Source organism: Aquamicrobium segne, from assembly GCF_042656785.1.
Classification (GTDB): Bacteria; Pseudomonadota; Alphaproteobacteria; order Rhizobiales; family Rhizobiaceae; genus Mesorhizobium; species Mesorhizobium segne.
In genome coordinates this window covers 193,275-212,208 of record NZ_JBHSLL010000056.1, presented here as the reverse complement: position 1 = coordinate 212,208, position 18,934 = coordinate 193,275, and the positions used below count along the sequence as shown (strand labels likewise).

The following is an 18,934-nucleotide window of genomic DNA, read 5'->3' as shown; positions in this document are numbered from 1 at the left end:
CTGCGTCAGGCAATTGTATGAACCTTACTATATGAAAGGTCTGTGACAAGAAGCTGTGGGATCGTGCAAAGTCGACAATTTTTCAGACGGCGGCGTCATGGCCTCATGCGGGGTCTTTTCCCATTTGAATGGCTGACGCCACAAGTGCCAGATGGCCCGCCAGCCTGCCAGCGACATCATCACCCAATAGACCGGGGTCAAAAACACGATCCTCCAGAAACCGTGCTTTTGTGGTGGGTGCAGGGTGCGCCAGCCCAGCAGCAGGAAAGCAAAATAGCCAAGAGACACGTTGATCAGATCAAGGGCCATCAAGGCAGGAAAAAGGATTTCATTTGTCATGCCGAGCTGAAGGCGCAGGAAGAGAATGAAAAATGTTAGCAACAAGACCGGATGCAGGAGGATGGAGGCCAGCATTCCTGCAAACAGCACCTGTACTAGCAGGTAGGAAAAAAGGCCCAGATCGCGGCCCAGTGCAGCAGGGGTGCGCATATGGACCAGCCAGGTTTGCGCCCAACCCTTGAACCAGCGGGTGCGTTGGGGAATCCAGACCTTGAATTTGCGAGGAGCCTTTTCCCGGGTGGGAAGTGACAGGACATCAAGCCGGTAGCCAAAGCGGGCAAGCCTGACGCCCAGATCGGCATCTTCTGTCACGTTGAACGGGTCCCAGCCGCCGACAGCTTCCAGTGCTTCCCGGCGGAAATGGTTGGAGGTTCCGCCCAGCGGCAAAAAAAGCCCCATACGCGCCAGAAAAGGCAGCAATCCATAAAAAAGCGCCCGGTATTCAAAGGCGAACATGCGTGCCACAGCACTTTCATGGCCATTGGAAATTTCCAGCGGGGCCTGAAGAACTGCAAGTTTGGGACTGTTGCGCCGGAATTTTTCCCAGGCTTGCGCAAGTTGCAGGGGATGGGGCCAGTCCTCGGCATCATAAAGCACAATCAACTCGCCACTGGTCAGAGGCAGCGCATAAGAAAGCGCTTTGGGCTTGGTGCGCGGCCCGACAGGTGGCACTTCGATAATCTCGATATGGGCAGGCAAGGTGCGGGCGCGAAGGGCAGCCAATGTCTCAAGATCATCGGCTTCACAGACCAGTTTGATTTCCAGCCTGTCTCTCGGCCATATGATCCGCTCCAGTGCAGTGAGCAGATCAGGAACGATATTGGCTTCCTTGTAAAGCGCGACCAGCACCGAATAGACCGGTGCGTCAGTCCGGGGGAGGGGCGCGGCCTTGCTTTTTTCAAGGCGTGTCGAAAGAGCGGCCGTAATGCGCAAGATCACACAGGCAAGAAAGAACAAGGTTGCAAGCAGGTGAATAAAGGTAAGCACCTGCAAGGGCTTGAGCAGTATGGCAACGGGCAGCAATGTTATGAGCACACCCACCATATAACCCTGCCACGCATTGACAACGATATGGGCAGACATTTCAGGATGTCGATCGGCCAGACCTTTCGTGGCGATATGCAGCAGCATCGGGCGAGCGCGTTCAATCAGCGCGGCACGTAAAATGCTTTCATCGACAATCCGCACCCGTGGCGCCAGACGCGAATACTTGCGCAAACTGGCCTGCAAACGCTCAAGCCGGATTACTCTTGTCGATAGCAGGAAATAGACCTTGTCATCATCATGCAGATATCTGACAGGCAGGTGACTTTTATGTCTGCGCAGGAGCAGGCGAAGCTGTTCGTCGCTGACAAGAAAGCGGTGCGGGTCGATCGTATCGAGCCAGGCCAGTCCCAATTGCCCGGTGAATGCCCGGATATCTGCCGGGCATTGCTGGTCGTAATCTTCACCTCTGGCTTCACCTCTGGAAAGAGGCGCATCATCTTTGCCAATTCCATACATCATCCGAAGCATGACACCGCCTTGTCATGCAGGACCGGGTTTGTTCAGCTCTTTACATATATGCAGACAATAAATCCCCAGTCTGGATTGACCATCCAGACAGCCCCGCCATTTGAATTTATATATCTGACGATCAAGCTGCTTTTGATGAGTAAGTCTGAGTGAGGATCGCCAGATATACTTTATTTTTTTGCTTTACTGGCAAGACGCTAACATGGATTTTTATTTGATCAACAATAAAAAACCCCGCCTTGTGGCGGGGTTGTCCGTGGAAGCAGCCGGTGTCTGGATTATCGAGCGCGGCGGCGCTCGGAAGCTGGCTGGAAAGCCAGTCGCGCATGATAGGCGCAATAAGGGCCGGATTCACCTGCCTGATTGCCGCAGAAACTAAAGTCGTCAGAAAGAGGATCGCCATTTGGCCATTTGCAGGTCTGCTCGGTCAGTTCCGTCAGATCAAGGCGTCGTGAAATCGGCACAACAACATCATCGACAGGCCGGTTGTCCTGCCGCAGGACAGGTTTTGCATCGGGCTGTGCCTGCAAGGTTGTGGGCGCCACGCTGGCAGCGGCCCGCGCAGGGCTGGCAGCCGCGCGGGTTGCGGGTCTGGCTGCCGGTGCTGCCGATGCGGTCGCCTTTTTCTGGCGTGCGGGAGCAGTCGTTGCCCGGCCACGACCAGACAGTTTCATGCGGTGCACTTTTCCGATAACGGCATTACGGCTGACGCCGCCGAGCTGCCCGGCAATCTGGCTGGCGCTCAGGCCCTCGGCCCATAATTTCTGCAAGAGCTCAACACGCTCGTCAGTCCAACTCATAGACTGTACTCCTTTGAACAGACGGATTCCAGAATCCTTCCTCGTGCCAACAATAGCTGGTTGGACACCACATCTATGTGGAGGATGGGGGAGGCCGTACTAAATCTGGTTATGCCCGACCTATGAATACAATAGGTGTGGACTCCGTGACAAGAGTCTGCACCCGATCCCGAATCAGTTTTTGCAGTTTTCCCCAGCTTGCCTTGTCTTGCGGCCCGCCGGATCCGGAATATGGGCCGGAATATATGGGTATGAGCTTTCCATTGACAGAAACTTGCAAAACCCTGATAAACTGAAAAGGCCGCCGATTGGGCGGCTTTTTAGTTTCCGGTTTCGGAGAGATATATAATGAGCGGTTCGGCGCTTTACGACACTTTTGCCCGCATACCACTGGTTTTTGAACGTGGTGAGGGGTCGTGGCTGATAACGGAGAAGGGCGCGCGCTACCTTGATTTTGCTGCAGGTATTGCGGTCAATTCGCTTGGTCATGGCCATCCGCATCTGGTTGCGGCCCTGACAGAGCAGGCCGGCAAGCTCTGGCATCTGTCCAATCTTTATGAAATCCCCGAACAGACACGGTTGGCGCAGCGTCTGACCGATGCAAGTTTTGCCGATAAGGTGTTTTTTTCCAATTCAGGCGGCGAAGCGCTTGAATGCGCAATCAAGACCGCGCGCCGCTATCATTATGTCAATGGCCAGCCCGAGCGCTATCGGACCATCACCTTTGAAGGCGCCTTCCATGGCCGCACACTGGCAACGATCGCCGCTGGCGGCCAGCAGAAATATCTGGAAGGTTTTGGTCCGAAGGTCGATGGGTTCGATCAGGTTCCGTTTGACGATATGGACGCCCTGGCAAAGGCGATCACGGATGAAACCGCTGCCATTCTGGTTGAGCCGGTTCAGGGCGAGGGGGGCATCCGTCCCATTTCCTCACAATCATTGAAGCGTTTGCGCGAATTGTGCGACACGCACGGTTTGCTGCTGATCTATGATGAAGTGCAATGTGGTGTTGGGCGCACCGGCAAGCTGTTTGCCTATGAGTGGAGCGGTGTTGCCCCCGACATTATGGCTGTTGCCAAGGGTATTGGCGGTGGTTTTCCGGTGGCGGCTTGCCTTGCAACAGCAGAAGCGGCCAAGGGCATGACGGCTGGCGTGCATGGCACCACTTTCGGCGGCAATCCGCTGGCCATGGCGGTTGGCAATGCGGTGCTTGATGTGGTTCTGGCCGATGGCTTCCTTGATGAGGTCAAGCGCAAGGCGCTGCTGTTCAAGCAGGGATTGGCAGCCATTGCCGATGAGTTCCCGACGGCAATTGCGGAGATTCGCGGTTCTGGTCTGATGATGGGTCTGAAATGTGGCGTACCGGCTGCTCAACTCAATATGGCCTTGCGCACTGAAAAACTGCTGGCTGTTCCTGCCGGTGACAATGTCATTCGCCTGTTGCCGCCATTGACTGTGACGGATGAGGAAATCCAGCAGAGCCTTGGCCGGATCCGCGCTGCTGCGGAAACTGTCGCGAAAGCCCCTGCCGAAGCCAAGTGATCGGAAAGCCCTAGATGAGCCTACGCCATTTTACCGACCTGTCTGCCCTGTCTGCACAGGTATTGCGCGCCATGCTGGAGGATGCAGCCCGGCGCAAGGCGCGCCTCAAGGCCGGAGCAAGAACCCGGCCGCTTGACGGCAAGGTTCTGGCCATGATCTTCGACAAGCCCTCAACGCGCACCCGCGTGTCCTTTGATGTGGGCATGCGCCAGCTTGGCGGTGAAACCATCATGCTCACCGGCGCTGAAATGCAGCTTGGACGCTCCGAGACCATTGCCGATACTGCAAGAGTTTTATCACGCTATGTCGATGCCATCATGATCCGCACCATGGAGCATGAGCGCCTGATCGAACTGACCGAAAACGCCAGCGTTCCGGTCATCAATGCGCTGACCGATGATACGCATCCTTGTCAGATCATGGCAGACCTGCTCACCTATGAAGAGCATCGCGGCCCGGTTGCGGGGCGCACCTTTGCCTGGACGGGAGATGGCAATAATGTGCTGCATTCCCTGATGGAGGCCGCCGCGCGTTTTTCCTTCAATGTTAATGTTGCGGTGCCGCAAGGAAGCGAACCGGGACAGAAATATGTGGACTGGGCGCGTGACAATGGCGCAAAGATAACCTTCTTTTCGACGGCTGAAGAAGCGGTTGCCGGTGTCGATTGCGTGGTGACGGATGCCTGGGTGTCGATGAACCAGGAACACAGGGCGCGTGGCCATAATGTGTTTTTGCCGTTTCAGGTGAATGCGCAATTGATGGCCAGGGCCGCTCCTGACGCGCTGTTCATGCACTGCCTGCCTGCACACCGGGGCGAGGAAGTGACCGATGAGGTGATCGACGGGCCGCATTCGGTAGTGTTTGATGAGGCGGAAAATCGCCTTCATGTGCAAAAGGCCATTCTGGCCTGGTGCCTGGGGGCTGAAGAGGCTGCTTGAAACGGTTGAGATGCGTGCCTATCTCCGGCGCACCATCCCATAATCAAAGATGCCCTGCCGGTCCTTTATGAAAAGGAGCGGCTTTGTGGCCGGAGACAAGCCATGCCGGATCCCAGCCAAGTGAGCGGAAACAAAACCATGACCCGTGAGCCGAAACTCGGTGAATTCGGCCATGCGGGGGATGACCATGTCGTGCCTTTCGAGGTTGCGTCTCTGGATGTGCGCGGGCGTGCTGTCCAGCTTGGTCCCATGCTGGACGCTATCTTGTCGCGTCACGCTTACCCTGAGCCGGTGGCCCGGCTTTTGGCGCAGGCCAGTGTGTTGACGGTTTTGATGGGCACGTCACTGAAATTTCAGGGCAAATTCATTCTTCAGACCCGCACGGACGGGCCGGTCGATATGCTGGTTGCTGATTTCAGCACGCCGGATGCGCTGCGCGCCTATGCAAAATTTGATGCGGACAGGCTGGCGGCACTGGAGGCTGAAGGCAAGGCTGATGAGGTCAGCCTGCTGGGTTCGGGCGTATTGGCGCTGACCATTGATCAGGGCGCGCATATGCAGCGCTATCAGGGCATTGTGCAGCTTGACGGCATCACATTGGAAGAAGCCGCGCGCGTTTATTTCCGCCAGTCGGAGCAGATTCCGACAGATTTGCGTTTGTCAGTTGCCCGCCAGCTTCTTGCCGGGGGTGTCGAGCAATGGCGCGCGGGCGGCATGTTTGCGCAATTCCTGCCGCAAGCGCCGGAACGTATGCATATGCCCGATCTCAATGGCGGCGATGGCGATGAGGCCGATCATGGTGATCATCCGCAAGACGATGCCTGGCAAGAGCTTCTGGCGCTGCTTGGCACCATCGAGCCGACAGAGCTGGTTGACCCGATGGTTGGCGCCGAGCGCCTGCTGTTTCGCCTGTTTCATGAGCATGGCGTGCGCGTGTTTGACAAGGTGGAAGTCGCGGATCGCTGTTCTTGTTCCTCGGAGCGGATTGAGGGCATGTTGCGCGGCTTTACGGCTGAAGAAATTGCCGACAGCATCGAAAATGGCAGCATCCGTGTCGAATGTCAGTTTTGCTCAAAAGTTTATGAATTTGATCCGGCTGATTTTGGCTCTGTCGAAAATGAGAGCATTGTTGCGCCGTCAGACGGTTCCGTCTGACGGCGCAACAATGCGGTGAGAAAAAGAAGCTGGAGCAGTAGAAGCAGCTGTCGTCAGAACGCCCGCTGTTCTAAGCAGCTTGTCGCATCAGGCATGGCCAAATCCTGAGATAAATTCCAGTAACTTTGCAAATTTTGGGATTATCCATTGATCCGCAGGGCAGCTTGCCGGTAAACCACAATATCCCTTACCGAAAAGTGCTGCCAATATGACCAATCTGCCCGAACACCTCCTCCATGGATACCGCAATTTCATGCAGGGCCGCTATAGTGCCGAGAGCGGGCGCTATACTTCTTTGGCGCATGAGGGGCAGCACCCCGAAACCATGATCATTGCCTGCTGCGATTCGCGCTCGGCGCCTGAAACCATTTTTGATTGCGGGCCGGGCGAGCTTTTCGTGTTGCGCAATGTGGCCAATCTGGTGCCGCCTTATGAGCCCGATGGTGTGTTTCGCTCCACTTCGGCGGCCCTTGAATTTGCGGTGCAAAGCCTGCGGGTAAAAAATATTGTCGTCATGGGCCATGGCCGCTGCGGCGGCATCAAAGCTGCCCTTAACAATGGCGGTCCGCCGCTTTCGCCAGGTGATTTCATTGGCAGGTGGATGAGCCTGATCGGTCCGGCCGCCGAAACGGTTTCGACCAGCACGCTGATGACAGCCACGGAAAGGCAGACCGCGCTGGAGCGGATTTCGATCCGCTATTCGCTGGCCAATTTGCGCAGTTTTCCTTGTGTAAGCATTCTTGAAGGCAAGGGAAAGCTGACGCTTTATGGCGCCTGGTTTGACATCTCGACCGGCGAATTATGGGTGATGAACAAGGAAACCGGCGATTTCGAGCGACCCGAACTGGATTAGAACTGTTTGATCCCGGGCTTTTGAGACGCATGATCTTGTCTAAAAAGTCTGCAACTTTTTTTAGGATCAGGTTTAAGGCCCAAACTCTTTCCAGCGCCGCACCATCGGTAGCTCCATATTGAAAAGATCAAGAGCCCGGCCAACACTTTGGGTGACAATGTCATCCAGACTTTGCGGGCGGCTGTAAAAGGCTGGCACTGGCGGCATGATGATGGCGCCATTTCTGGTCGCCTGCGCCATCAGTTCGATATGACCGGCATGAAACGGCGTTTCGCGTAACATCAACACAACCGGCCTGCGCTCTTTCAGACAAACATCGGCAGCGCGCACAATCAGGTTGTCATTATAGCAATGGGCAATACCACTCAGCGTCTTGATGGAACAAGGCGCCACCAGCATTCCACAGGTTTGAAACGAACCGGAAGAAACCGCCGCACCAATATCGCGATAATTATGGATGACATCGGCCAGATCGCGTATCTGCGCCGGGCTGATGTCAATCTCTTCTTTTGCGGTTTGCAATGCCGCGGGCGAAATGATGGCGTGGGTTTCAATGTCTTGCACTTCGGCCAGAAGTTGCAGCGCCCGAACACCATATATGACACCTGACGCTCCGGTTATGGCAATAATGATGCGGCGCATATTCATTCCTTTGAAACGGCAATTTTAAAGAAAATCAACGCCGTCTGGAGCATTTTGCGAGTACAGATAGCACCATCTGGCGCAAGCACAAATGCGACTGGATAAAAGCAGAGCGCTTGTCCGCTCAGGCCTGATTTGTCATCATGCCCAAAATGCTGAAAATTCTCTTGTCACAGAATTCAGGCTGGCCTCAAAGGTGATCTCAAATGCCCCTGTCTCATGATCTGCAAAACGACCCCCTTTCAATTGGCGAGAAATGGCTGAAGGAGGGGCGAGATGTGGCGCTGGCAACCGTGGTTGAAACCTGGAACTCGGCGCCGCGTAGAACAGGCAGCCAACTGGTCATCGATGCAGACGGACATTTTGAAGGCTCTGTATCGGGCGGCTGCGTGGAAGGAGCCGTCATAACAGAAGCGCTTGACGTGATTGAGAGCGGGCAAGCAAAAATGCTCGACTTTGGCGTTGCTGATGAAACCGCATGGCAAGTGGGTTTGTCCTGCGGCGGGCGCATCCGGGTCTATGTGGAAAAGCTGGAATAAGGCTTTAAACTGTCTCGTTATCTTTCAAATGGTTGATCGCTGCCGTAGCCTGTGCAAAAGCAGGATCACACCAACAGCAGATATTCGAGACAAAAGCATGCTGGCACAAAATCGGACCGAACAGGATTTTCTGGGCAAGATGGAACTTCCCAGAGACACGCTCTATGGCATTCAAACAGCCCGGGCCCTGGAAAACTTTCCCATTACCGATGTACCGGTCAGCCATTATCCTGAACTGGTCGTGGCGCTGGCCATGGTCAAGAAAGCCTGCGCGCTGGCCAATCTGGATACACAGGTGCTTGAAAAGAGCCTGTGCGACGCCATTGTCGGTGCTTGCGACGAAATCATTGCCGGACAGCATCATCACTATTTTGCCGTGGACATGATTCAGGGCGGGGCGGGTACCTCAACCAATATGAACGCCAATGAGGTGATCGCCAATATCGCCTTGAAAAATCTTGGCGCACAGCCTGGCGACTATCACAGGCTTCATCCCAATGATCACGTCAATCGCTCGCAATCCACCAATGATGTCTATCCGACCGCCATGCATCTTGCCATACTGGCCCAATGCAAGGTGCTGACAATCGCCCAGGACCAGTTGCGTCAGGCTTTTGCCGACAAGGCAGCCGAATTTCGCGCAATCAACAAGGTCGGGCGCACCCAGTTGCAGGATGCGGTTCCCATGACGCTGGGCATGGAATTTGCCGCTTTTGCCTCGACAATCGAAAAAGACATCGCCCATATCGTGCAATTGAGCGAAGATCTGAAAGAAATAAACCTTGGCGGCACCGCCATTGGAACCGGCATCAATGCGCCTGAAGGCTATTCAAAAATTGTCGCCGCTCATCTTTCGCAGATCAGCAATTATCAACTGACCCCGGCCAGGGATCTCATTGAGGCCACCTCAGATGTCGGGGCTTTGGTCGCCTTTTCTTCCGGGTTGAAGCGCATTGCCCTAAAACTGTCGAAAATCTGTAATGATCTTCGCCTGCTCAGCAGCGGGCCACGCACCGGCCTTGGCGAAATCATGCTGCCTGCCGTTCAGCCCGGCTCTTCCATCATGCCGGGCAAGGTAAACCCGGTCATCCCCGAAGTCGTCAATCAGATCGCCTTTCAGGTCGTCGGCAATGATCTGACCGTGAGTTTTGCTGCCGAAGCCGGACAGATGCAATTGAATGCGATGGAGCCGGTAATACTGTTCAACATCCTGCAATCCACCCGGATTCTTACCCGGGGCATGAATGTCTTACGCCAGCGTTGTGTTGACGACATTGTGGCAGACACAAGACATTGCGATATGCTGGTCAATAACAGCCTGGTCGTTTCCACGGCTCTGGTGCCGAAAATCGGCTATGAAGAGGCCGCGCGTATTGCCCGTCTGGCTACAGATAATGGTTGTACGGTTGCAGAAGTCGTCGCCGATCTGGGGATCATGACGGCAGATGAATTTGCCGCGCTCAAACAACAGACATGGCTGGCACCCGCAAATTGATTGGTGTTGCATTCTTTTAGAGGTTTCACAGGCGCAATTTATGCTTTGCACTTTCCTGCCAGTCTTGAATCTGTAAAAAAGATCAGATGACAGACAAGGCGAATCGGCTCCTGTCGGGGCCGGTTTTCTTTTATCTTTATATTGGTGCCGCATCTTGGTGCGGTCGGGAGCGCAGTTGATGAAAATCGGGGCTTTGGCGGAAGATTTTACAGGCGAAAACAGGGTCGCACTGACCCCGGATTCGGCTGTGCAATTACAAAAACTGGGCCATGAGTGCCTGATCGAGGCAGGCGCGGGCGACAAGGCCGGTTTTCCCGACAGCGCCTATGAAGCAGCCGGTGTTGTCGTCGTGAACGGGCGCGAGGCGCTGGTCAACAGCGCCGATGTGCTGGTCAAGGTTTTGGCGCCGCAGCCGCAAGACATCGATTTGATGAAAAAAGGCCAGACGCTGATCTCGTTTTTCTGGCCAGCCCAGAACCCGGAACTTCTGGAGCAGGCCAAGGCCCGCGGTGTGACGGTTCTGGCCATGGATATGGTGCCGCGCATCTCGCGCGCGCAAAAAATGGATGCCTTGTCGTCGATGGCCAATCTGGCTGGCTATCGCGCCGTCATTGAAGCGGCCAATAATTTTGGCCGGTTCTTTACCGGGCAGGTTACCGCAGCAGGCAAGATTCCGCCCGCACGGGTGCTGGTGGTGGGTGCTGGCGTGGCCGGTCTTGCCGCCATTGGCGCCAGTGTCAGCCTTGGCGCCATCACCTATGCGTTTGATGTTCGCCCCGAAGTGGCCGAGCAGATTGAAAGCATGGGGGCGGAATTCGTCTTTCTGGATTTTGAACCGACACAGGACGGTTCTGCAAGCGGCGGTTATGCGCAACCCTCATCGCCGGAGTTTCACGCCAAGCAACTGGAAAAATTCCGCGAACTGGCGCCTCGGGTCGATATTGTCATCACAACAGCGCTCATTCCGGGGCGGCCCGCACCCAAATTATGGACACAGGACATGGTCGCCGCCATGAAGCGCGGTTCGGTCATTGTCGATCTGGCGGCAGAGCGTGGCGGCAATTGCGATCTGACCGTTCCCGATCAGCGCATTGTTACAGACAACGGCGTGACCATTATCGGTTATACGGATTTCCCCAGCCGGATGGCGGCGCAGGCTTCAAATCTTTATGCCAGCAATGTGCGCCATATGCTGGCCGACCTGACGCCGGGCAAGGATGGCGTGATCAACCAGAATATGGAAGATGACGTTATTCGTGGCGCCACCGTGGTACATGAGGGTGAAATTACCTGGCCGCCACCGCCCCCCAAGGTCAAGGCAATTGCCGCTGCCCGGCCAAAGGACAAGCCAAAAGAACTGACGCGCGAGGAAAGACTGGCGCAAGAGGCTGCACAGGCAAAGGCGCAGACACGCTCGCAAGCGCTGCTGCTGACTGGTTTTGTTGCGATCACAGCCCTGCTTTCGCTTTATGCGCCGCCCAGCTTCATGGGCCATTTTATCGTGTTTGTGCTTGCCTGCTTTATCGGCTTTCAAGTCATCTGGAACGTGTCTCACAGCCTGCATACGCCCTTGATGGCGGTGACAAACGCCATTTCCGGCATCGTCATTTTGGGCGCTGTTTTGCAAATCGGAACCGGAAACTGGCTGGTGCTGGTGCTGGCCGCCATTTCGGTGCTGATTGCTTCCATCAATATTGTCGGCGGCTTCCTGGTGACACGCCGGATGCTGGCTATGTTCCAGAAGTCGTGAGGGCGCGGATATGACAATTGGTTTGACACAAGGCGCCTATATTGCGGCGACCGTTCTTTTCATCCTCTCCCTTGGCGGCCTGTCAGGTCAGGAAAGCGCCAAACGCGCCGTCTGGTATGGCATTGTGGGCATGGCTCTGGCGGTCTTTGCCACCATTTTCGGGCCACAGGTTTCGCTTGACGGCATGGTCTGGACCGTTCTGGTGGCCATGCTGGCGGCCGGCAGTGTTTTAGGCGTCATGGTCGCCATTCGCGTCCAGATGACCGAAATGCCGGAACTGGTGGCGGCCCTGCATTCCTTTGTCGGTCTGGCCGCCGTTTTCATCGGCATCAATGCCCATCTGGAAGTGGCCCGGATCGCCTTGATGGACGAGGCGACGCGCAGTTCACTTTTGGGTTTTGCCTCGATTCTGGCTGGCAAGACACAGGTTGAGTTGAACATCTTGCGCGTTGAGGTGCTGCTCGGCGTCTTTATCGGTGCGGTCACCTTCACCGGTTCGGTGGTTGCCTTTGGCAAGCTTGCCGGGAAAATCACCGGCAAGGCGACAAAACTTCCCGGCGGCCATGTGCTCAACGCCATAGCCGCCCTTGCCTGTATCGTTCTGCTGGTCGTTTATGTGCAGACGGAGCAATTGTGGCCGCTGCTGGTTGTGATGCTGCTCGGCTATTTCATCGGCTATCATCTGATCATGGGCATTGGCGGGGCCGACATGCCGGTGGTGATCTCGATGCTCAACAGCTATTCCGGCTGGGCAGCCGCGGCAATCGGCTTTACCCTTGGCAATGATCTGCTCATTGTCACCGGCGCGCTGGTCGGCTCATCAGGTGCAATCCTTTCCTACATCATGTGCCGGGCCATGAACCGCTCCTTCATCTCGGTCATATTGGGCGGCTTTGGCTCAACCGCATCGGTTGCTCAGGAAATCGAGGGCGAGCAGGTCGCCATTGACAGCGAAGGGGTGGCGGCTGCACTGGAAGATGCCGACAGCATTGTCATCGTGCCCGGCTATGGCATGGCGGTGGCGCAGGCCCAGCAATCCATTTCCGAACTGGTGCGCCGCCTGCGGGCCATGGGCAAGCAGGTGCGTTTTGCCATTCACCCGGTTGCCGGTCGTTTGCCCGGCCATATGAATGTGCTTTTGGCTGAAGCCAAGGTGCCTTACGACATCGTGCTGGAAATGGACGAGATCAATGACGATTTTCCCGATACCGATGTGGTGATTGTTGTCGGCTCAAACGACATTGTAAACCCCTCCGCCCAAGAAGACCCCAACAGCCCGATTGCGGGAATGCCGGTTCTGGAAGTGTGGAAGGCAAAGCTGGTGATTGTCTCCAAGCGCGGGCAGGGCACGGGCTATTCGGGCATTGAAAACCCGCTGTTTTACAAGGACAACACGCGCATGTTTTATGGCGACGCCAAGAAAAGTGTTGATGAGTTGTTGAAATCAATCAGGGATTGATTTTTTTAAAAACATCGCTGGAAACGCCGGGAAGAGGGGGCTTCCCGGCGTTTTTTATGAAAGCATTTTGTGAGCACAAATGGCATTATCTGTGCGCAAGCACAAATGCGGCTAAAACAAGAGATTAGAGCATTTCATCCGTTTCCATGAAAACAAGAAATGCTCTAAAACAAAAGTTTCTTCCCAAGAACCATGATTGACAATCAGCCTGTCAAGCTGTCATACCAATAAGCAGAAAATACTCTGGCAGAGATGGCCGCAGGCTGGTCAAGCAGTTTTTTTGGTGAGGAATCTTTGGGCATGAGTGGTTTTGACGAACCGGTTCACCTGCGCCGTGATCGGTTGTCGGACCAGATCGCCAGGGATCTTGAAGCGCGTATCCTGTCTGGCGAACTGGCAATTGGCGATCGCCTGCCCTCCGAGCGGGACCTGATGGCCCATTATGGCGTGGGGCGCCCAGCCGTGCGCGAGGCTCTGTTGTGGCTGAACAAGACCGGAATGTTATCCATATCGACCGGCGATCGTTCCCGTGTCACCGCGCCTGACCCGCGCGACTTGCTGCAGCTTCTTTCCGGAACGGCCAAAATGCTGGTCATGCGCCCCGAAGGCATTCGCCAGTTTCAAAAGAGCCGCATTTTCGTTGAAGTTGCCATGGTGCGCGAAGCTGTGCGCCAGGCCACGCCCGACGATATTGGCGAACTTGAACATCTGCTGCACGAAAATATAAAACATGTGGCCGATATTGATGCTTTTTCAGCTTCCGATAATGCGTTTCATCAAGGAATTGCCCGCATTGCCCGCGATCCGCTTCTGGATGTGCTTTATGAGGTCGTTCTCGATCTTCTGGAAGCGCAGCGCTACAAGTCGCTGAGCCATCCTGAAGCCCTTGAAAGAGCCGTGGCTTGTCATCGCAACATTTTTACAGCCATCCGCGACCGGGATGCCGACCGCGCCGAAGCGGCCATGCGCGAGCATCTTGAGACCGTCATTTCAACCTATTGGGACATTCATGCCAGCAATCAGCCCAACAAAGGCTGATGGCAACAGAAATTTGAAGGAGCTTGAACCATGCTTTTAGGCTGCATAGGCGATGATTTTACCGGATCGAGCGATCTGGCCAACACCTTGTCGAAGCAGGGAATGCGGGTCACGCAGTTTTCCGGCGTTCCTCAAGGCGCGGCTGATCCTTCCGTCGAGGCCGGTATTGTCGCCCTCAAATCACGCAGCATTCCTGCCGATGAGGCCATTGCCCAGTCCCTGAAAGCTCTTGAATGGCTCAAGGCGCAAGGCTGCACTCAGTTTCTGTTCAAATATTGCTCAACCTTTGACAGCACGCCTGAAGGCAATATCGGTCCGGTCGCAACTGCATTGGCTGAGGCGCTCAATGCTGAAAAAGTGGTTGTCTGTCCGGCGTTTCCCGGGGCAGGGCGCACCCTTTATCAGGGGCATTTGTTTGTTCATGACCAGCTTTTGAATGAAAGCGGCATGGAACACCATCCGCTAAACCCGATGACCGATGCCGACATCCGGCGCTGGCTGGCGCGCCAGACACAGTTGAGCGTGGGCCATGTCGGCTATGAGCATGTGCGCCAAGGTGCAACCGGCATTGCCGCAGCCCTTGATCAGGCAAATGCCAGCGGTGCAAGGCTGATTGTCGTTGATGCGGTGACCGATACCGATCTGATCGAGATCGGCACCGCCCTTGACGGGTTGCCGCTGATTACCGGCGGTTCCGGAATTGCGCTTGGCCTTCCTGAAAATTTCCGCCGCCGTGGCCTGCTGGCGGGAACCGGCAATAAATGGACAGGTGTTGCCGGACAAAGCGTGGTGCTGTCAGGCTCCTGTTCCACGGCAACGCGCGGTCAGGTGGCGCGCCATAGTCAGGCTGGTTTGCCGATGTTTGAGATTAAAGCTGATGCAGCCATTGCCGGACAGCTTGAGCCCAAACATATTGCACAATGGGCCTTGAAGCAGACAAAGCGGCCGCTGATCTATTCTTCCGCCGACCCGCAAGTGGTGCGCCAGGTGCAGGAAACCTATGGGCGCGAGCGCGCAGCCGATGCCATTGAGGGGCTGTTTGGCGCCATTGCCCGCGAATTGGTGGCAGGCGGCATTGGCCGGTTGATTGTTGCCGGTGGCGAAACCTCTGGTGCAGTGGTTGAAAGCCTGACAATCGAAGCACTCGAAATCGGCCCGGAAATAGCCCCCGGCGTTCCCGCCCTGCTGGCCACCAGCCGCGATGGCGACAAGCTCGCCCTTGCCCTGAAATCCGGAAATTTCGGCGGGCCTGATTTCTTTGCCGATGCCGACAGCCTGCTCTCGCCTTAGAGCAGCGGAAGCTGCGTTCTGACGAACGTAGCTTCCGCTGCTCCAGCTTCTTTTTTAGCCGCATTTGTGCGACGTCAGATGTAACCATCTGTACTCACAAAATACTCTATTTGGCCATCAGCCCGGAGACCGTAAAACCGCCATCGACAGCTATTACTTGCCCATTGACGTAAGATGACACCTCGTTGTCCAGCAATATCATGGTCATTGAGGCGATCTCATCAATCGTGCCGTAGCGTGCGAGCGGGACGCGGGATACCCAGTCATTCCGCGTCTTCTGATCATGCCATTTCTGCGCCATAGGAGTATCCACCGGCCCCGGTGCTATCGCGTTGACACGAATACTGGCAGGCGCAAGCTCGACAGCCATGATGCGCGTCATCATATTGACGGCACCTTTCGAGGTTCCATAGGCTACGCGGCCGACGCTGCCCTGGATACCGGAAACGGACGTGATGTTGACGACAGCTCCCCCTTCCATGTGGCGGATGGCGGCCTGCGAGACGATGAACGCACCAACGACGTTGACGTCGAGCATTTTGCGGAACTGCTCCGGCGTCGTATCCTTAAAGGCCACGTTCTGGCCGATGCCGGCGCAATTGACGAGCGCGTCGATCCGCCCATATTTCTTGGCAATTTCATCTATGGCCGATTCAATTGCGTCCTGATCGGTGATGTCCACTCCAAAGGCCATAACGAGATCGGCGGGACTGGAGGTCGCTAAAGTGTCGAGCGCGTCTCCGGGCAGGTCAAGAACGGCGCATGTCCAGCCGGTGGCGATGGCACGCTCCAGAATGCCGCGTCCGATGCCGGACGCGCCGCCTGTGAGGATGAGTATCTTCTGCATTGTTCCGGTCTTTCCGTTACAACCACCGCCGAATGCTTCTGGAAACCGCAGCGCGCGTAATCCCATAGCGCTCCTGCAGAACTTCCAGCGTGCCGGCAGCCAGAAAGCGGTCCGGCAGGGCAATGCGACGCATTTCGCCTGTAACGCCGTTCATGCTCAGGCAACTGGCAACCGCTTCGCCGAGGCCGCCTACAGAAGAATGATTCTCGGCGGTCACGATAAGTCTGCCGGTGCGCTTGGCTTCCCGAATGATCGTCATTTCATCCAGTGGTTTGATCGTCGGAACGTGCAGCACGGCGACATCGATACCATCCGCCTGCAGTTCCTTGGCGCTGTCGAGCGCACGCATCGTCATAAAACCGGTGGAGATGATCAATACATCGCGACCTCCCCGCAGCAATGCAGCTTTTCCCAGTTCGAACCGATAATCATACTCGTTCAGAACCGAAGCAACGTTGCCACGCAGGATGCGCGTATAGACCGGTCCCGGATAATCGGCGATCGCAGGTACCATCTGCTCGATTTCATCCGCATCGCAGGGATCGATGACAACCATGTTCGGCATCGCGCGGAAAATGGCGATGTCGTCGGTTGCCTGATGACTGGGTCCGTATCCGGTGGTCAGCCCCGGAAGGCCTCCGATCAGTTTGACGCTTGAATCCTGTTCGGCCACGGCTTGAGAGATGAAGTCGTAGCAACGGCGTGAGGCGAAAGTCGCATAAGTCGTCGCGAAAGGAACAAAACCTTCCTTGGCCAATCCGCCAGCGGCGGTCGCCATCAACTGCTCTGACATGCCCATCTGATAAAAGCGGTCGGGAAACGCCTCTGCAAAAATATGCATATCGGTGTATTTCGCCAGATCCGCGCTCATGCCAACGATTTCAGGGCGGGTTTGCGCCAGTTTGATGAGGGTGCGGCCGAAAGGCATCGCCTTCGTAGGATGCCCTTCGTCGATAGAGGAAGCTGCGATTGCAGGTGCATTGCTTTTTGTCATCATCGTAGCTCCGCTCATTTCTTTCCTCCTTGCTTCAACGCTTCAAAGGCGTGTTTCCAGTCGTCTTTCTCCAGCCTGATGAAGTGGCTCTTCTCGCGCCCTTCAAGGAAATCGACACCGCATCCCATCTTTGTGTCGCATATGATGATACGAGGTTTTGGTTCAGGGTGCTCACGGGCGCGGTCGAACGCTGCCACAAGGGCGGACATGTCGTTGCCGTCAACACGCTGGACGTAGAAGCCAAAGGCTTCGAACTTATCCACGACCGGCTCGGTATTCATCACAGTCATGGACGGTCCGTCAGCCTGGACCTGATTGAAGTCGACAATGGCGATAATGTTGTCGAGCTTGTAATTGGACGCAGAAATAGCTGCTTCCCATGTCGGGCCTTCGGCCAGTTCACCGTCGCCCATCAGCGTGTAGATGAAGGATTTCGATTTTTTGCGCTTAAGGCCCAGGCCCATGCCGACGGCCATCGGTAAACCGAGCCCGATCGATCCTCCCGACATTTCAGCACCCGGCGTGTAGGAGGTCATTCCAGACATGGGCAAGCGGCTGTCGTCTTGCGCATATGTCGGCAATTCTTCCTCCGGAAGATAGCCTGCCGCGACCAGCACCGAATAATGGGCGATGCCGTAATGTCCGACCGAAAGCAGAAAACGGTCGCGCTCTTCCCAATCGGGCTGGTGCGGGCGGTGGTTCATGGCATGGAAGTAAGTGACGGTCAGAACATCGGCGACGCCGAGAGCCTGGGCAATGTAGCCCTGTCCCTGCGTCTCGGCCATCACCAGCGCATTGTGCCGGACGCGATAAGCGTGATCCAACAGCATGCTGTTATGCAGGTTTGCGTGTTTGTTCATCGGAATCCTCGTATTTCTACTGGCGCATAGCCGCGCCGGAAGGGCATTGTTAAAAGGCGCGTGCGGAACAGTTTTGGCCGCCATCTACGGGGAGACAAACCCCGGTGATGAAACCTGCTGCATCCGAAGCAAGGAAAAGGGCTGCCTGCGCCACATCCTCCGGCTGGCCATTGCGACGCATCGGAACCATGGACAGTCGCGCCTGCCGCATTTCCTCCGCCGAGGCATAGGCACCGGCTATCGCCTGCTGCAGCATGGGGGTTTCTATGGCGCCCGGTATCACGCAATTGGCGCGTATGCCGCAACTGGCATACTCCATCGCGATGGACACTGTTGCCTGGTTAACGGCCGCTTTGGCGGCGGAATAGGCAAAGTAGGCGTAGCCGGTCCAGCGTATGGCCGCCAGAGAAGACACATTCACAATTGCGCCTTTGCTGGCCCTGGCCATGAAAGGCAGTACAGCCTTGCAGGTTCGGAATACGGTGCCAAGATTGAGATCGAGAGCCTTGTGAAAATCCGCTTCACTCAGCTCTACCGGCCCGCCCATGATCGTGGCCCCGATGTTGTTGTGAAGGACATCGATGCGACCAAAATCCTGCTGGACGGTGGCGGCCAGTATCTCCATCTCGTTCAAGTCTGTGGCATCTGCACTGATGGCAAGAGCAACACCGCCTTCACGCTCAATGGCTGCCCGGGTACGCTCGGCTGCATCAAGGTCGCGATCCACGCAGATGACTTGCGCACCTTCGGCAGCGTAGGCGCGGGCTGCCGCGCCTCCATTGTTCCAGCCGTCTACGGGTCGGCCTGCTCCAATGACCAGAGCCACCTTGCCGACAAAACGCCCGCCGACGCATGTTTTGTTATTTGAACCGGTCATG

At 55.9% G+C, this 18,934-nt stretch carries 17 protein-coding genes; 10 read left to right on the top strand and 7 right to left on the bottom strand.

Annotated features, from left to right (window positions below; translation table 11 throughout):
* Positions 1-27: 27 nt before the first annotated feature.
* Together ACFPLB_RS15575 and ACFPLB_RS15570 are read right to left on the bottom strand one after the other, a co-directional pair.
* Complete coding sequence (locus ACFPLB_RS15575) at positions 28-1,854, bottom strand: glycosyltransferase (protein ID WP_378231297.1); 1,827 nt, start codon at positions 1,852-1,854, stop codon at positions 28-30.
* A gap of 278 nt (positions 1,855-2,132) precedes the next feature.
* The gene (locus ACFPLB_RS15570) at positions 2,133-2,654 is read right to left on the bottom strand and encodes a GcrA family cell cycle regulator (protein ID WP_378231295.1); all 522 of its coding nucleotides are present in this window, start codon (positions 2,652-2,654) and stop codon (positions 2,133-2,135) included.
* Positions 2,655-3,002: 348 nt separating this feature from the next.
* Here ACFPLB_RS15570 and ACFPLB_RS15565 point away from each other — a divergent pair, with 348 nt between their 5' ends.
* The 4 genes from ACFPLB_RS15565 to ACFPLB_RS15550 all read left to right on the top strand — a co-directional run bounded on the left by ACFPLB_RS15565 (position 3,003) and on the right by ACFPLB_RS15550 (position 7,142).
* Positions 3,003-4,196, top strand: a complete 1,194-nt coding sequence (locus tag ACFPLB_RS15565; RefSeq protein ID WP_378231293.1) for an aspartate aminotransferase family protein — start codon at positions 3,003-3,005, stop codon at positions 4,194-4,196.
* Between the two features lie 14 nt (positions 4,197-4,210).
* Positions 4,211-5,134: an ornithine carbamoyltransferase gene (gene argF, locus ACFPLB_RS15560; RefSeq protein WP_378231291.1), complete on the top strand. Its 924-nt coding sequence runs from the start codon at positions 4,211-4,213 to the stop codon at positions 5,132-5,134.
* Positions 5,135-5,272: 138 nt separating this feature from the next.
* Positions 5,273-6,289, top strand: coding sequence for an Hsp33 family molecular chaperone (locus tag ACFPLB_RS15555; RefSeq protein ID WP_378231289.1), 1,017 nt, complete (start codon positions 5,273-5,275; stop codon positions 6,287-6,289).
* 208 nt (positions 6,290-6,497) lie between these two features.
* Positions 6,498-7,142: a carbonic anhydrase gene (locus ACFPLB_RS15550; RefSeq protein ID WP_378231286.1), complete on the top strand. Its 645-nt coding sequence runs from the start codon at positions 6,498-6,500 to the stop codon at positions 7,140-7,142.
* 72 nt (positions 7,143-7,214) lie between these two features.
* Here the strand turns inward: ACFPLB_RS15550 and ACFPLB_RS15545 are convergent, their stop codons facing one another.
* On the bottom strand, positions 7,215-7,784 hold the full coding sequence (locus ACFPLB_RS15545; RefSeq protein ID WP_378231284.1) for a UbiX family flavin prenyltransferase: 570 nt from the start codon (positions 7,782-7,784) through the stop codon (positions 7,215-7,217).
* A 206-nt stretch (positions 7,785-7,990) separates the two neighbouring features.
* On the opposite strand from ACFPLB_RS15545, the gene ACFPLB_RS15540 reads away from it, so the two are divergent.
* The 6 genes from ACFPLB_RS15540 to otnK all read left to right on the top strand — a co-directional run bounded on the left by ACFPLB_RS15540 (position 7,991) and on the right by otnK (position 15,355).
* Complete coding sequence (locus ACFPLB_RS15540) at positions 7,991-8,323, top strand: XdhC family protein (RefSeq protein WP_378231281.1); 333 nt, start codon at positions 7,991-7,993, stop codon at positions 8,321-8,323.
* Positions 8,324-8,420: 97 nt separating this feature from the next.
* Positions 8,421-9,818: an aspartate ammonia-lyase gene (locus tag ACFPLB_RS15535; RefSeq protein ID WP_378231279.1), complete on the top strand. Its 1,398-nt coding sequence runs from the start codon at positions 8,421-8,423 to the stop codon at positions 9,816-9,818.
* Positions 9,819-9,996: 178 nt separating this feature from the next.
* Positions 9,997-11,568: a Re/Si-specific NAD(P)(+) transhydrogenase subunit alpha gene (locus tag ACFPLB_RS15530; RefSeq protein WP_378231277.1), complete on the top strand. Its 1,572-nt coding sequence runs from the start codon at positions 9,997-9,999 to the stop codon at positions 11,566-11,568.
* Positions 11,569-11,578: 10 nt separating this feature from the next.
* The gene (locus tag ACFPLB_RS15525) at positions 11,579-13,027 is read left to right on the top strand and encodes an NAD(P)(+) transhydrogenase (Re/Si-specific) subunit beta (protein WP_378231275.1); all 1,449 of its coding nucleotides are present in this window, start codon (positions 11,579-11,581) and stop codon (positions 13,025-13,027) included.
* Between the two features lie 300 nt (positions 13,028-13,327).
* Complete coding sequence (locus ACFPLB_RS15520) at positions 13,328-14,065, top strand: FCD domain-containing protein (protein ID WP_378231273.1); 738 nt, start codon at positions 13,328-13,330, stop codon at positions 14,063-14,065.
* Positions 14,066-14,095: 30 nt separating this feature from the next.
* The gene (gene otnK / locus ACFPLB_RS15515; RefSeq protein WP_378231271.1) at positions 14,096-15,355 is read left to right on the top strand and encodes a 3-oxo-tetronate kinase; all 1,260 of its coding nucleotides are present in this window, start codon (positions 14,096-14,098) and stop codon (positions 15,353-15,355) included.
* A 106-nt stretch (positions 15,356-15,461) separates the two neighbouring features.
* Here otnK and ACFPLB_RS15510 read toward each other — a convergent pair whose 3' ends face one another.
* Genes ACFPLB_RS15510 through ACFPLB_RS15495 form a run of 4 tightly spaced genes read right to left on the bottom strand, consistent with a single transcriptional unit; the run spans position 15,462 to position 18,933 of the window.
* The gene (locus ACFPLB_RS15510) at positions 15,462-16,202 is read right to left on the bottom strand and encodes an SDR family NAD(P)-dependent oxidoreductase (RefSeq protein ID WP_378231269.1); all 741 of its coding nucleotides are present in this window, start codon (positions 16,200-16,202) and stop codon (positions 15,462-15,464) included.
* Between the two features lie 16 nt (positions 16,203-16,218).
* Positions 16,219-17,214, bottom strand: coding sequence for a transketolase family protein (locus ACFPLB_RS15505; RefSeq protein ID WP_378231266.1), 996 nt, complete (start codon positions 17,212-17,214; stop codon positions 16,219-16,221).
* Complete coding sequence (locus ACFPLB_RS15500; RefSeq protein WP_378231264.1) at positions 17,211-18,056, bottom strand: transketolase; 846 nt, start codon at positions 18,054-18,056, stop codon at positions 17,211-17,213. Before ACFPLB_RS15500 ends, ACFPLB_RS15505 begins: the two co-directional genes overlap by 4 nt.
* Before the next feature lie 49 nt (positions 18,057-18,105).
* Positions 18,106-18,933, bottom strand: a complete 828-nt coding sequence (locus ACFPLB_RS15495) for an SDR family NAD(P)-dependent oxidoreductase (RefSeq protein WP_378231261.1) — start codon at positions 18,931-18,933, stop codon at positions 18,106-18,108.
* Position 18,934: the final 1 nt, after the last annotated feature.

Bases quoted from the DNA above. Each gene is read 5' to 3' on its own strand.
- ACFPLB_RS15575 (WP_378231297.1), bottom strand. From the start codon at position 1,854: ATGCTTCGGATGATGTATGGAATTGGCAAAGATGATGCGCCTCTTTCC.
- ACFPLB_RS15570 (WP_378231295.1), bottom strand. From the start codon at position 2,654: ATGAGTTGGACTGACGAGCGTGTTGAGCTCTTGCAGAAATTATGGGCC.
- ACFPLB_RS15565 (WP_378231293.1), top strand. From the start codon at position 3,003: ATGAGCGGTTCGGCGCTTTACGACACTTTTGCCCGCATACCACTGGTT.
- argF (WP_378231291.1), top strand. From the start codon at position 4,211: ATGAGCCTACGCCATTTTACCGACCTGTCTGCCCTGTCTGCACAGGTA.
- ACFPLB_RS15555 (WP_378231289.1), top strand. From the start codon at position 5,273: ATGACCCGTGAGCCGAAACTCGGTGAATTCGGCCATGCGGGGGATGAC.
- ACFPLB_RS15550 (WP_378231286.1), top strand. From the start codon at position 6,498: ATGACCAATCTGCCCGAACACCTCCTCCATGGATACCGCAATTTCATG.
- ACFPLB_RS15545 (WP_378231284.1), bottom strand. From the start codon at position 7,784: ATGCGCCGCATCATTATTGCCATAACCGGAGCGTCAGGTGTCATATAT.
- ACFPLB_RS15540 (WP_378231281.1), top strand. From the start codon at position 7,991: ATGCCCCTGTCTCATGATCTGCAAAACGACCCCCTTTCAATTGGCGAG.
- ACFPLB_RS15535 (WP_378231279.1), top strand. From the start codon at position 8,421: ATGCTGGCACAAAATCGGACCGAACAGGATTTTCTGGGCAAGATGGAA.
- ACFPLB_RS15530 (WP_378231277.1), top strand. From the start codon at position 9,997: ATGAAAATCGGGGCTTTGGCGGAAGATTTTACAGGCGAAAACAGGGTC.
- ACFPLB_RS15525 (WP_378231275.1), top strand. From the start codon at position 11,579: ATGACAATTGGTTTGACACAAGGCGCCTATATTGCGGCGACCGTTCTT.
- ACFPLB_RS15520 (WP_378231273.1), top strand. From the start codon at position 13,328: ATGAGTGGTTTTGACGAACCGGTTCACCTGCGCCGTGATCGGTTGTCG.
- otnK (WP_378231271.1), top strand. From the start codon at position 14,096: ATGCTTTTAGGCTGCATAGGCGATGATTTTACCGGATCGAGCGATCTG.
- ACFPLB_RS15510 (WP_378231269.1), bottom strand. From the start codon at position 16,202: ATGCAGAAGATACTCATCCTCACAGGCGGCGCGTCCGGCATCGGACGC.
- ACFPLB_RS15505 (WP_378231266.1), bottom strand. From the start codon at position 17,214: ATGAGCGGAGCTACGATGATGACAAAAAGCAATGCACCTGCAATCGCA.
- ACFPLB_RS15500 (WP_378231264.1), bottom strand. From the start codon at position 18,056: ATGAACAAACACGCAAACCTGCATAACAGCATGCTGTTGGATCACGCT.
- ACFPLB_RS15495 (WP_378231261.1), bottom strand. From the start codon at position 18,933: ATGACCGGTTCAAATAACAAAACATGCGTCGGCGGGCGTTTTGTCGGC.